Source organism: Falsiroseomonas sp. (assembly GCF_041690465.1).
GTDB lineage: Bacteria > Pseudomonadota > Alphaproteobacteria > Acetobacterales > Acetobacteraceae > Falsiroseomonas.
In genome coordinates this window covers 24,413-37,096 of the sequence record NZ_JAWLHG010000001.1, presented here as the reverse complement: position 1 = coordinate 37,096, position 12,684 = coordinate 24,413, and the positions used below count along the sequence as shown (strand labels likewise).

Here is a 12,684-nt window from a genome sequence, read left to right as displayed (position 1 = left end):
GTTGCGCGGCGCATTTCGCGATGTCAGGCCGCGCGGATCTCCACCCCGTTCCCCTCCGGGTCGCGCAGATAGACCGACAGCGCCTGGCCGCCGGCGCCGTAGCGCGTGGCGGCGGGCTCGACCTCGACGCCATGGGCGGCGAGATGCGCGCGCAGCGCCGCCTCGTCCCAGGGCGAGACGGCGATGCAGAGATGGTCGAGGTTCGGCCGCTCATGGTCCGGCGCCGCGCCGCCCCGGCCGAGCCTGCCGCCGATCCACACCAGGTCGATCAGCGCCGCACCGGCGCGCAGATGCACCAGGCCGAGCGCGTCCTGCCGGTGCGCCACCTCGCAGCCCAGCACGTCGCGGTAGAAGCCGAGCATCCGCTCCATGTCCTCGACCCGGATCACGACATGGTCGAGCGAGATGCTCGTGTAGGGCGGTGGCATGGCCTGTCCTCCTGCGTCGGCGGATCAGCGTGGCGGTGCCGCCTCGAAGCGCCATGGCGCCGCGCTGTCCTCGTTCGGGTCCAGCTTCAACCGATGTTCGAGCGGAGGGAAGGCACGCGACCGGCAATCCGGCCGCTCGCAGAGCCGACAGGACAGGCCGATGCCCACGGCGGCGCGGGCGAGGTCGAGGCCATCGGCATAGGCGATCTCCCCGGCGCGGCCGATGTCGCAGCCCATCGCGACCACTTGCACCGGCGCCGGCTCGCCCCAGCGCGTGGTCGGCGCGACGATGGCGCGCGCAAAGGTGAGGAAGGTGGCGCCATCCGGCAGCTGCGCCAACTGCACCTGCGTCCCGCCGGGATGGGCGAAGGCGCGGTGGACGATCCATTTCGGGCAGGACCCGCCGAAGCGCGCGAAGGGAAAGCCGGCAGCGCTGAACCGCTTGTCCACGTTGCCCGCCGGGTCCACCCGCAGGAAGAAGAACGGCACCCCGCGCGCGCCGTCGCGCTGCAGCGTGGAAAGGCGGTGCGCCGCCTGCTCGAAGGAAACACCGAAGCGCGCGGCCAGCGCCTCCACCTCGTGGCGCAGCTCGCGCGCGGCGGCGAGGAAGGCCGCATAGGGCAGCAGCAGCGCGCCGGCCGCGTAGTTGAGCAGCCCGAGCCGGATCAGCGCCGCGGCTTCCGGCGTGGAGGGCTCGGCCGGTGCGACCGCCGCCTCCACGGCCTCGCGCGCTTCCAGCAGCATCAACTGGAACGCCATCTGGAAGCCGCGGCTTTCGCGCGGCAGCGATTCCGATAGATCGAGGCGGCGCAGCTGCGGATCGTAGCGGCGCAGCGCGCCCTCCAGCGGCCCGACCGCGACGGTCACGCCATGGGTCCTGCGCAGCCGCTCGGCGATGGCGTGGTTCATCTCTGCGGGCGCGGCGCGCAACTCGGCGCCGATGCGCTCGGCGACGGATTCCAGCGCGGGAAAGTGGTTGGCGTGGTCGTGGAAGAAGTCGCGCGTCTCCTCGGTCGGCAGCAGCAGGCGCCGCCCGGTCGGCAGTGCGATGCCGGCGGCATCCTCCCGCGCCACGCGCCAGGCGCGGTAGAGCGCCAGCATCGCGCGCGCCGCATTGGGGGCGGAGGCGGCGAGCGTCGCCACCTCCTGCTCCGGGATCTGGTCCAGGCCGAGCAGCGGGTCGGAGAGCACCTCGCGCAGCCCCGATTCCATCTGCCGCTCGCGCGAGCCGGACAGCGCCGCAAGATCCACCGCCAGCGTCTCGCCGAGCTTGATCAGCAGGCTGGCGGTGACCGCGCGCTGGTCGTGCTCGATCAGGTTCAGGTAGCTGGCCGAGATGCCGAGCCGCGCCGCCAGCGCTTGCTGGGTGAGGCCGCGCTCCATGCGCAGGCGGCGGATCGTGCGGCCGATCAACGGGCGCGACATGTGAAATCCTTACAAAATCGGCGGGGCGTGCGTGAAGGATCCCACAACCTTGCCGCCCCGCGCCCAGGATTCCTGCTGAACTTCGGCAGCGCAATGTGAATTATTGACGAGCGCCGCGGATGAGGAAGCGCGGCAACAGGAGTTCCGATGACCCGTCCTTCGACCACCCCGACCTTCGCCCCCGACGGTGCCGGCTTCGGCGGCGGCGCGCCGATGCCCGGCCGCTTCGACGGCATCCGGCGCGACTACACGCCCGCCGATGTCGCCCGCCTCGCCGGCAGCTTCCGGGTGCAGCACACGCTGGCAGACATGGGCGCGCGGCGGCTGTGGCAGCTGCTGCAGGCCGAGCCCTTCGTGAACACGCTCGGCGCGCTGACCGGCATGCAGGCGGTGCAGCAGGTGAAGGCGGGGCTGAAGGCGATCTACCTCTCCGGCTGGCAGGTCGCCGCGGATGCCAATAGCGGCTGCCAGATGTACCCCGACCAGTCGCTCTACCCCGTGGATTCGGTGCCGACCGTGGTGCGCCGCATCAACAACGCGCTGCGCCGCTGCGACCAGATCGCGGTGCAGGAAGGGAAGGGCGACACCACGCACTACATGGCGCCGGTCATCGCCGATGCCGAGGCCGGCTTCGGCGGAGCGCTGAACGCCTACGAGCTGATGCGCGCGATGATCGAGGCCGGCGCCGCCGGCGTGCATTTCGAGGACCAGCTCGCCAGCGAGAAGAAGTGCGGCCATCTCGGCGGCAAGGTGCTGGTGCCGATCACCCAGCACATCCGCACGCTGAACGCCGCGCGCCTGGCGGCCGATGTGGAGGGCGTGCCCACCGTGCTGCTCTGCCGCACCGATGCGGAATCCGCGCAGCTGCTCACCAGCGACGTGGACGAGCGCGACCACCCCTTCATCGGCGGCGAGCGCACGCCGGAAGGCTTCCACCGCATCCGCCCCGGCATGGGCAAACAGTACGCCATCGCGCGCAGCCTGGCCTATGCGCCCTATGCCGACCTGCTGTGGTGGGAGACGAGCGATCCCGACCTGCAGGACGCCCGCGACTTCGCCGAGGCGATCCACAAGCAGTTCCCCGGCAAGATGCTCGCCTACAACTGCTCCCCCAGCTTCAACTGGCAGCGCAAGATGGGTGTCGAGGCCGCTTCGCGCTTCCAGCGCGAGCTTGGCGCCATGGGCTACAAGTTCCAGTTCGTCACGCTGGCCGGCTTCCACAGCCTGAACCTGTCCATGTTCAAGCTGGCGCGCGGCTACGCCGAGCGCGGCATGGGCGCCTATTCCGAATTGCAGCAGGCCGAATTCGCCGAGGAGCAGAACGGCTTCACCGCGATCCGCCACCAGCGCGAGGTCGGCGTCGGCTATTTCGATGCGGTCGCGACTGCCGCCAGCGGCGGCACCGCGAGCACCACGGCGCTCGCCACGTCCACCGAGGCGGCGCAGTTCGAGCGCGCGCACTGATCCCCTTGGGAACGTCCAGCAACAACGGAAAGGAGCACGTCATGGACCACGATCACGACGACGGCCTGGTGCACGCCCATCGCTGGGCCACCGAGCCGCCGCCCTCGGTCGGCGAGCTGCTGCGCCCGGCGAAGGACGATCGCGCGACGCGCGGGCGCGAACCGGCCGAGCCGCAGCAGACGCGCGGCGCGGCGCGTTGAGCCGCGCGGGCCGTTCCGGCATGGGGCGCCGCCCGGGCCGGCCCGGGTGGGGCTTCGCCATGCCCGGCACGGCCCCGAGCCAGCGCGGGCTGCTCGTCGCCGCCGCGGTGACGGAGATCGTGCTGCTCCGGCTGCGCGGGCACACACCTTTCCGCCCCGTCGCGCGATCCATGAGCCGACCGGGGCGTTGAGGCCGCATCATGAAGGAGCGGCCGCCATGTCCAGCCCCCGCCTGACCCGGCTCTTGGCCCTGGCGTCGTGTCTCGGCCTGCTCGCCGGTCCGCCCGCTTTCGGCCAGGGAGGCGGGGGCGGGGGCGGGGGCTCGTCCGGCGGCGGAAGCGGTGGCGGCTCCGGCTCGGGCGCTTCCGGCAGCGCGGCCACCAGCGGCGGCGCAACTGGCGGCGCGACGCAGGGCGGCACGCGCGCGGGCGCTGGCAGCACCACCGGAGCGGCCGGCATTCCCGGCGTCTTGCAGCCCAACACGCCGCTGCTCGGCAGCGGCGGGTCGGGGGGCGGCAGCCAGTCCGGGGGCCGCGCAGACGGTTCGCAGGCGGGCGCAAGCGGCTCGGGATCCGGCGCGGCGGGCGCAGAGGGCCAATCCGGCTCGCGCTCCGGCGCGACCGGCAGCGGCGGGCAGGCATCGGGCGGCGGTGCGGTCGGCACGGAGCGCGTGCCACTCGGCGGGCCGGGCCAGCCCGGCGGCCAGACGCAGCGCCAGCAGATCCTCGAGCAGATGCGAGAGGCCGGTGTCGCCGCCCCGCCGGAAGTGCGCCGGGAGCAGCTGGAGGACCTCAACGCCATCACGCGCGAGATCGCGCCCGGCGTGCCGGTGCCGGCGCCCGCGGTGACGCCGGACCGCAGCGGGCGCTGAACCGCGCCGCCGAGGCGGCCGGCGCCCTATTGCAGCCTCACCCGGACGCCGATGCCGAGGAAGTCCGAGCCGCTGCCCTGCGGCGCGATCAACCCGAAGATGCCGGAGCGGTGGTGCAGCCGCGGCACCAGCGACACGCCCGGCCAGTCGGGATGAGAGAACTCCGCCTCGAAGGCCAGGTAGTTGAGGAACTTTTGCGGTGATCGCTCATTCACGACCCCCTCGTAGGTCGGCCGCGACAGCGCGTAGGAGAGGCCCTCCGCGACGGCGAGATTCAGCTGCATCGCCGAGAACGGCAGCCGCAGTTCGCGCGAGCGCCACAGCAGGGCGAGGCTCGCCTCGGCATGGCGCTGCAATCCGAAATGCTGGCCGAACTGCCCTTCCAGCTCGATCGAGCCGCCATCGATGAGTGGGCCGAGCACCGGCAGGTCCGTCCGCAACTCCCGCACCAGCACGCGGCTGGCGAGGACGGAGGCGAAGTAGCCATCGCCCAGCGCGTCATCGCCGGCGCCGATGCTGCGCGTGAACTCCGACGGCGAGACCCACTGCCCCAGATAGAGCGTCGCGTGCCAGAGGCGATCACGCGCTTCGGCCGCCGCCGGCAGTACCAGCCAGACGAGACACAGGGCAGCCAGCCACCCGCGCCGTCCCATCCGCGAACCCTCCGCATGGTCGCGCGGACCGGATGCCGCTGCGCCTGGTCCGATACGCCCGGCGCGCCGCGCGGTGCCCGGCGGCCGATCACGTCCCGGTCAGGCGGGGTGTGGGATCAGGCCGCCAGCGCCTCCGCGAAGACGGCCGGGTCCACGTTGCCGCCGCTGATCACCACGCCGACCGTCCTGCCCTTCGTCTCCACCTTGCCCGCCAGCACGGCGGCCAGCGCGACGGCGCCGCCCGGCTCGGCGACCACCTTCAGGTGCTCGAAGGCGAAGCGCATGGCGCGGAAGATCTCCGCGCGCGTCACCGCCACGCCGCCGGCCAGCCGCGGCTGGTTTACCGCGAAGGTCAAGGCTCCCGGGCGCATCGAGAGCAGCGCATCGCACAGCATCGAGCCCTGCCCGTCATTGGCGACGCGCGCGCCGGCTTCCAGGCTGCGTTTCGTGTCGTCCCAGCCTTCCGGCTCCACCGCCCAGACCCGCGTGGCCGGCGATGCGCCCTCCGCCGCCAGCGCGCAGCCGGCGATCAGCCCGCCGCCGCCGGTGCAGACCGCCAGCGCGTCCAGCGTCAGCCCCGCCGCCCTGGCATCCTCGAACAGCTCGAGCGCCAGCGTGCCCTGGCCGGCGATCACGTCGGGATGGTCGAAGGGCGGCAGCACGATGCCACCGCGCTGCTCGGCGAGCGTCTGCGCCAGCGTCTCGCGGTCGGTGGTCCTGCGGTCGAAGAAGGTGATCTCGGCGCCCCAGCGCTTCGTGCTCTCCACCTTGATGGCGGGCGCGTCCATCGGCATGGCGATCAGCGCCGGCATGTCCAGCATCGCCGCGGCGCAGGCGGTCGCCTGGCCGTGGTTGCCGGAGGAATGCGTCACCACACCGGCCCTGCGCTGCGCCGCATCGAGCTTCAGCGCGGCGTTGGTCGCGCCGCGCAGCTTGAAGCTGCCGGTGCGCTGCAGCGGCTCCGGCTTCACCAGGATGGTCCCGCCGGTGAGCTGGTCGAGCAGCGCATGGCGCAGCATCGGCGTCCGGATGACGTGCGGGGCGATTCGCCGCGCAGCGTCGCGGACATCGGCATGCGTCGGCAGTGATCCACTCATTGGCCTGGTCCTCGGAAGCGGTTGGGGTCCACCATCGGCACGACCGGCGCCAGCGCTCCGGGATCCTCGCCGCGGACCAGCGCGGCGAGCAGTGCGCCGGCGGCGGGCGCGGTCTGGATGCCGTAGCCGCCCTGGCCGATCATCCAGAAGAAGCCCGCCGCATCGACATCCCGCCCGATCGCCAGCGAACGGTCCGGCGTGAAGCTGCGCAGCCCGGCCCAGCGGTGCTCCACGCGATGGACGGGAATGTCGAGCGCCTGCTGCATGCGATCCACCGCGATCGCGACATCCATCTCGTCCGGCTGCACGTCATGCGGCGGCATGTCGGTCTCGTCGGCCGGCGAGACCATCAGCTTCCGCCGTGCCTCCGGCCGCACATACCAGGAGTGGCCGGCATCGCCCAGCAGCGGCCAGTGCGTGCAGTCATGCGCGCCGGGGTCGACGATCAGCGCGGTGCGCCGCTTCGGTTGCAGCCCGATCGGCGCGACGCCGGCGATGCGCGCCACCTCGTCCCCCCAGGCGCCGGCCGCGTTCACGATCACCGGCGCGGCGAAGACGGCGCCGCCGCTGGTCTCGGCTTCCCACCTTCCGTTGCGCCGCTCGATCCGCCCGGCGCGGTTGCGCAGCGCCAGCACGCCGCCATGGCGGCGCAGGGACTGGAGAAAACCCTGGTGCAGGGCGGCGACGTCGATGTCGAAGGCATCGCGCTCGATCGCCGCGGCGACGGCATAGCCGGGCCGCAACGGCACGCCCATCGCGGCCAGCTCCGCCACCCCGATCGGCTCCAGCCCCTCGCCGGCGGCGAGCATCGCCTCCAGCATCGTCCGCTGTTCCTCCGGGGCCAGCGTGACCACCGGGCGGCGGGCGAGCAGCGGGGCGGCGGAGAAGCCGGGCGGCGGTGCTTCGAAGAAGCCGCGCGAGGCGCCGGTGAGGCGGCGCACATCGCCCGGCCCGTAGTTGAGGATCCAGATCGCGGCGGAGCGGCCGGTGCTGTGGTAGCCGGCGCTCTCCTCCGCCTCCAGCAGCGCGACGCGGTGGGTCGAGGCGAGTTGCGCCGCCGCCGTGGCGCCGGCCATCCCGGCGCCGATGACGATCGCGTCGAAATCCTGGGTTTCCATGCCCGGCATCGTCCCGCCGCGCGGGCGTGGTCGTCAATGTCCCGCCGCGCGGGCGTGGTCGTCAATGTCCCGCCGTGCGGGCGTGGTCGTCAATGTCCCGCCGTGCGGGCGGCGCGGCCAGTCGGGGTGGGCAGCTCAGCCCTTGCCGCGCTCCGCGGCGGGGCCCTTGCCCGCGACGTCATCCGGCAGCGACGGATCCTCCGCGAGCGGCGCCTCGATGACATAGGAGCGGGCGCGGCCAAGCGCCGGCTCGCGCCGGGTCGCGGCGCGGCGCGGATCCTGCGGCGCCTCGCCGCCGCCGCCCGTCGCGGTGCCGAGCTGCCTGGCCGCCTCGGCGTCGAGCCCGCCGGTGCCCGGCATCATCGGCGTGCCACCGCCCGGCCCGGTGCCGACCGCGCCGGCCGCCGCCGCCGGCGCCCAGCCCTCGCGCCGCCAGCTGCTCTCGTGCTCGTCGAGATCCGCCGCGCCCGCATCGTCGAGCGCCTCCAGCAGCTCCTCCACCTGCGCCGCCTCGACCTCGGCGGTCAGCACGAAGCCGCCACGGCGCATCGCCTCGCGGTGGGCGGCGAGATCCTCGGCTGGAAGGAAGAGCGCATCCAGCAGGTGCGGCAGCCCGGGCTCGCCGCCCGGCGCATTCTCGGTGGCGCGCGCCACCTCCTGTGGCGGCTCCGGGTGGAGTGCGATGCGATGATCCGGCACGCCGCGTGCCCGCAAGGCGGCCGCGCCGGCCTTCGCGGCTTGCTCGCTGTGGAACAGGGCTGTGATGACGTGGCGCATGGCGGCGCTCCCGCTGGCTTTGCGGAGTTGACGGCGCATCCCCCGGTCGGTTCCCGTCGATCTCCCGCGGTTCCATTACGGATATTCAACACACCTATGCGCTCGCGTTCGCCAAGGCACTTGCGGCCGGGGCAATGCCGCGCATAGGCTGTTTGCCGCAACAGGCACGGTCGAGAACGGCTGGCCGCAGTGAGGAGGAACGGAATGGCGAAGGGTTTTGACCGGCGTGGCCTGATGAAGGCCGGGCTTGGCGGCATCGCGGCATCGACGCTCGCGGCGCCCATGGTGCATGGACAGACATCGGGCGGCCGCCTGGCGCTTGGCGTGTGGGACCACTGGGTTGGCGCGGTGGCCAATGACGCGTTTCGCGCCATCGTGGCCGATTGGGCCCGCCAGAACCGCGTGGAAGTCACGATCGACTTCATCACCTCGGTCGGCAACAAGAACCTGATCACCATCGCGGCCGAGGCGCAGGCGCGCCAGGGCCACGACATCCTCTCCTTCCCGACCTGGATGGTCCACGACCAGCAGCGCCTGCTGGAGCCGATGGACGACGTGATGGGCCGGCTGATTCAGAAATACGGCAAGGTCAACGACGCCTCCGAGTACCTCGCCAAGATCGGCGGCAAGTGGCACGCCGTGCCGCAGACCGTCGGCAGCCAGTTCAAGCCCTCCGCCGCCCGCATCGACCTGATGAAGCAGCACGCCGGCATCGACGTGCAGGCGATGTACCCGGCCGAGAACAGGCTCGGGCCGGGCGCCGACCAATGGACCTGGGAAACCTTCCTGACGGCGGCTGAGAAGTGCAACAAGGCCGGCTTCCCCTTCGCGCTGCCGGCCGGCACCTTCAGCGACGCCACCGACTGGATCGGCGCGATGTTCCGCAGCTTCGGCGCGGATCTGGTGGATGCCAACGGGAATCTCACCATCCGCAACAACGACAAGGTGCGGCAGGTGATGGACTACGCCAAGCGCCTGTTCCAGCACATCCCGAACGAGATGTTCGCGGCCGACGACGCGACCAACAACCGCGCGCTGATCTCCGGCCGCTCGGCGCTGATCTTCAACCCGCCGTCGGCCTGGGCGGTGGCGGCCCGCGATGCGCCGGATGTCGCGCGCAACGTCTGGCACTTCCCCTCGCCGTCGGGCCCGCAGGGCCATCCGGTGCCGCACCTGCCGTATTTCTACGGCATGTGGAGCTTCAGCCGGAACAAGTCGGCCGGCAAGGCGCTGCTCGAGCATGTCAGCCAGATCGAGCAGGTGCAGAAGCTGGTGCAGGCGTCGAGCGGCTACGACATCCCGCCCTTCGCCAACATGTTCGACGACATCGACGCCTGGAAGACCGTCCAGCCGCCCAATGGCGTCGTCTACAACTATCCGGTGCGCAACCACCACAATGCGACGCCGTCCATCGCCTATGCTCCGGCGCCGGCGGAGATCGCGGTGCAGATGTACAACCAGGGCATCCAGGCCAAGATGATCGCCCGCATGGTCCAGAACAACGAGCCGCTGGACCGCGTGCTGGCCTGGGCGCATCAGGAGGTCGAAGGCTTCAAGCGCGGCTGACGCGCTCCGCCCCGGCGATGGCCCCCCGCGGCCCAGGCGAAAGCCCAGGCCGCGGGGGTGCCCCTGCCCGCTGAGCGGCGCGAAGAAAGATACGAATCAAAAACGGCCAGGGAGGCAATTTGGTGGCCGATGGAAATGTCGTAACGGCGCCCGGAGTACCGGCCGCGGTTGCCCCACCCCGGACAGGGACGCTGCACAAGATCGCGCGGCGACGATCCACCCTGGCCTTCCTCATGACGCTGCCGCTGCTGCTGGTGATCGGCGGGCTGGTGGCGTATCCGTTCGTCTACGCGATCTATCTCTCGATGCTGAACAAGCGCATGACGCGCTTCATAGGCCTCGAGAACTTCACCTTCCTCCTCAGCCGAGAGACCTTCCAGGGCGTCATCTGGCAGAGCGTGCTGTTCGCCGTCGGCGCGGTGATCGCGAAGGCGCTGATCGGCTTCATCCTCGCCCATGTGCTGCACGCGCTACCGGCCAAGGGCCAGCGCAAATGGCGCGGCATGCTGCTGGTGCCCTGGGTGATCCCGCCGGCGATCTCGACGCTGGCCTGGTGGTGGCTGTTCGACCCCTCCTACTCGGCGATCAACTGGGCCGTCGCCACCATTGGCATCCCGCCGGTGGCCTGGCTCGGCGAGCCGAGCTGGGCGCGCTTCTCGGTCATCCTGGTGAATGTCTGGTACGGTGCGCCCTTCTTCATGATCATGTACCTCGCCGCGCTGAAATCGGTGCCCGACCAGCTCTACGAGGCAGCGGCGATCGATGGCGCGTCCGCGTGGCAGAAGCTGGTCTATGTGACGATCCCGATGATGAAGAACATCATCGCCATCACCGTGCTGTTCAGCCTGATCGTCACCTTCGCCAATTTCGACATCGTGCGGATCCTCACCAACGGCGGCCCGCAGGACAAGACGCACATCTTCGGCACCTATGCCTTCCAGGTGGGCATCCAGTCCGGTGACCTGCCGCTCGGCGCCGCGGTGTCGCTGTTCATGTTCCCGATCCTCGCGGTCTTCGCGGTGTTCGTGCTGCGCGGCGTGACCCGCCGCTCGAAGGAGATGGCGGGATGAGCGGGGCAAGCCTCACCACCGGGACGGCCGCCGGCGCGCCGATGTACCACAAGGCCGGCAGCATCAAGCGGGAACGGCGCTGGGCGCTGATCGGCGCCTACATCGCGCTGGCGGTGTTCGTGTTCTTCTTCCTGTTCCCGCCCTTCCACATGCTGATCACCAGCCTGAAGAGCAGCGCCGAGATCGCCGACCTGGAGGGCAATCCCTGGATCGTGCGCAGCCCGACGCTGGAGAACTACCGGGACCTGCTGACGAACGGCAACTACGTGCTGCATTTCCGCAACTCGGTGATCGTCACCCTCACCGTGGTGGCGATCACGATGGTGATCAGCACCTTCGCGGCCTTCGCGCTGGCGCGCATGCGCTTCTGGGGCAGCACGGCGCTCGCCACCGGCGTCTTCCTCACCTACCTGGTGCCGGAGACGCTGCTGTTCATCCCGCTGTTCCAGATCATCGGCGGCATGGGCCTCTACAACAACCTGCTGGGCATGATCCTGCTCTACCCGACGCTGACGGTCCCCTTCTGCACCTGGATCATGATCGGCTATTTCAGTTCCATCCCGAAGGAGCTGGACGAGGCGGCGCTGATCGATGGCGCGAACCACTTCCAGATGCTGTGGAAGATCTTCATCCCGGTGGCGCTGCCCGGCATCCTGGCGGCGACGATCTTCGCCTTCACCGTCTCCTGGGCGCAGTTCCTCTACCCTATGGCCTTCCTCGTCAGCTCCGACCAGATGGTGCTGACGGTGGGCATCGTGTCGGACCTGATCCGCGGCGATACCTTCGCCTGGGGCAAGATCATGGCCGGCGCCCTGATGGCCGCGGCGCCGCCGCTGCTCGTCTACGCGTTCCTGATGGATTACTACATCGCCGGCCTGACCGCCGGCGCGACGAAAGGCTGATCCATGGCTCAGGTTTCCATCCGCAAGATCGTCAAGGCCTATGAAGGCGGCGTGCAGGCGGTGAAGGGCATCGACCTCGACATCGAGGACCATGAATTCGTCGTCCTCGTCGGCCCTTCGGGCTGCGGCAAGTCCACCACGCTGCGCATGATCGCGGGGCTGGAGGAGATCACCTCCGGCGAGATCGCGATCGGCGGCACGGTGGTGAACGACATCCCGCCGCGCGACCGCGACATCGCCATGGTGTTCCAGAACTACGCGCTCTATCCGCACATGAGCGTCTACGACAACATGGCCTTCGGCCTGACGCTGCGGAAGTTCCCGAAGGACGAGATCCGGCGCCGGGTGGAGAACGCGGCCCGCATCCTCGACATCACGCCGCTGCTCGACCGCAAGCCGAAGGCGCTCTCGGGCGGCCAGCGGCAGCGCGTGGCGATGGGCCGCGCCATCGTGCGCGACCCCAAGGTCTTCCTGTTCGACGAGCCGCTCTCCAACCTCGACGCCAAGCTGCGCGTGCAGATGCGCACCGAGATCAAGAAGGTGCACCAGACGGTCAAGACCACCACCGTCTACGTCACCCACGACCAGGTGGAGGCGATGACGCTCGCCGACCGCGTGGTGGTGATGAACCACGGCATCATCGAGCAGGTGGGCCCGCCGCAGGAACTCTACCACCGCCCCAACACGCGCTTCGTCGCCGGCTTCATCGGCTCGCCAGCGATGAACTTCATCCCTGCGCGCGTCGAGAACGGTTCCGGCGCGCTGCGCCTCAACCTGCCGAACGGCATCGTGCTGCCGGTGCCGGCGGACCGCACCAACCGCTACGCCGCCGTGGCGGGGAAGGAGGTGCTGTTCGGCATCCGCCCCGAGCACCTGACCGAGCCGAAGAACCTGGACCGCGACAACATCTCCGTCTTCGAGCTGACGCCGGAGGTGATCGAGCCGATGGGCATGGAGACGCTGGTGCACCTATGGCTGCAGGGCAGTGAGGTGTGCATCCGCATCGACCCCACCACGGATGCCCATCCGGGCCAGCCGATGCAGGTGGCCGCCGACCTGAACCATATGCACGTGATTGATCCGCAGAGCGGGAAGGTGCTGTAGCGCCGCCCA

Annotated in this window: 14 protein-coding genes; 8 read left to right on the top strand and 6 right to left on the bottom strand. The window is 70.6% G+C overall.

Translation table 11 applies throughout. The annotated features are described in order from the left end of the window. Positions 1-23: 23 nt before the first annotated feature. Both ACESM1_RS00175 and ACESM1_RS00170 read right to left on the bottom strand, forming a co-directional pair. Entirely contained in the window at positions 24-428 is a 405-nt protein-coding gene (locus ACESM1_RS00175; protein ID WP_372616719.1) for a VOC family protein, read from the bottom strand. Between the two features lie 24 nt (positions 429-452). Then, positions 453-1,853: a short-chain fatty acyl-CoA regulator family protein gene (locus ACESM1_RS00170; RefSeq protein ID WP_372616718.1), complete on the bottom strand. Its 1,401-nt coding sequence runs from the start codon at positions 1,851-1,853 to the stop codon at positions 453-455. A gap of 213 nt (positions 1,854-2,066) precedes the next feature. Here ACESM1_RS00170 and aceA point away from each other — a divergent pair, with 213 nt between their 5' ends. The 4 genes from aceA to ACESM1_RS00150 are packed head-to-tail and all read left to right on the top strand — an operon-like array spanning position 2,067 to position 4,388. Then, positions 2,067-3,317, top strand: coding sequence for an isocitrate lyase (aceA, locus tag ACESM1_RS00165; RefSeq protein ID WP_372617301.1), 1,251 nt, complete (start codon positions 2,067-2,069; stop codon positions 3,315-3,317). Positions 3,318-3,358: 41 nt separating this feature from the next. After that, a complete protein-coding gene (locus ACESM1_RS00160; protein WP_372616717.1) occupies positions 3,359-3,517 on the top strand; it encodes a hypothetical protein in 159 nt (52 codons plus the stop codon). Positions 3,518-3,576: 59 nt separating this feature from the next. Next, the gene (locus tag ACESM1_RS00155; protein ID WP_372616716.1) at positions 3,577-3,708 is read left to right on the top strand and encodes a hypothetical protein; all 132 of its coding nucleotides are present in this window, start codon (positions 3,577-3,579) and stop codon (positions 3,706-3,708) included. Between the two features lie 26 nt (positions 3,709-3,734). After that, on the top strand, positions 3,735-4,388 hold the full coding sequence (locus tag ACESM1_RS00150; RefSeq protein WP_372616715.1) for a hypothetical protein: 654 nt from the start codon (positions 3,735-3,737) through the stop codon (positions 4,386-4,388). A gap of 26 nt (positions 4,389-4,414) precedes the next feature. On the opposite strand, the gene ACESM1_RS00145 is transcribed toward ACESM1_RS00150, so the two are convergent. From ACESM1_RS00145 to ACESM1_RS00130, 4 genes are all read right to left on the bottom strand, one after another. After that, complete coding sequence (locus ACESM1_RS00145) at positions 4,415-5,041, bottom strand: hypothetical protein (RefSeq protein ID WP_372616714.1); 627 nt, start codon at positions 5,039-5,041, stop codon at positions 4,415-4,417. Between the two features lie 116 nt (positions 5,042-5,157). Further along, positions 5,158-6,138 carry a threonine/serine dehydratase gene (locus ACESM1_RS00140; protein ID WP_372616713.1) on the bottom strand — a complete coding sequence of 327 codons (981 nt, stop codon included), beginning with the start codon at positions 6,136-6,138 and terminating at the stop codon, positions 5,158-5,160. Then, positions 6,135-7,256: an NAD(P)/FAD-dependent oxidoreductase gene (locus ACESM1_RS00135; RefSeq protein WP_372616712.1), complete on the bottom strand. Its 1,122-nt coding sequence runs from the start codon at positions 7,254-7,256 to the stop codon at positions 6,135-6,137. Before ACESM1_RS00135 ends, ACESM1_RS00140 begins: the two co-directional genes overlap by 4 nt. A gap of 135 nt (positions 7,257-7,391) precedes the next feature. Beyond that, positions 7,392-8,033, bottom strand: coding sequence for a hypothetical protein (locus ACESM1_RS00130; RefSeq protein WP_372616711.1), 642 nt, complete (start codon positions 8,031-8,033; stop codon positions 7,392-7,394). Positions 8,034-8,237: 204 nt separating this feature from the next. On the opposite strand from ACESM1_RS00130, the gene ACESM1_RS00125 reads away from it, so the two are divergent. From ACESM1_RS00125 to ACESM1_RS00110, 4 genes are all read left to right on the top strand, one after another. Next, complete coding sequence (locus ACESM1_RS00125; protein ID WP_372616710.1) at positions 8,238-9,599, top strand: ABC transporter substrate-binding protein; 1,362 nt, start codon at positions 8,238-8,240, stop codon at positions 9,597-9,599. 233 nt (positions 9,600-9,832) lie between these two features. Further along, positions 9,833-10,669, top strand: a complete 837-nt coding sequence (locus ACESM1_RS00120; protein ID WP_372616709.1) for a carbohydrate ABC transporter permease — start codon at positions 9,833-9,835, stop codon at positions 10,667-10,669. After that, the gene (locus ACESM1_RS00115; RefSeq protein ID WP_372616708.1) at positions 10,666-11,571 is read left to right on the top strand and encodes a carbohydrate ABC transporter permease; all 906 of its coding nucleotides are present in this window, start codon (positions 10,666-10,668) and stop codon (positions 11,569-11,571) included. Before ACESM1_RS00120 ends, ACESM1_RS00115 begins: the two co-directional genes overlap by 4 nt. A 3-nt stretch (positions 11,572-11,574) precedes the next feature. Then, a complete protein-coding gene (locus ACESM1_RS00110) occupies positions 11,575-12,675 on the top strand; it encodes an ABC transporter ATP-binding protein (protein ID WP_372616707.1) in 1,101 nt (366 codons plus the stop codon). The last annotated feature ends 9 nt before the right edge of the window (positions 12,676-12,684 follow it).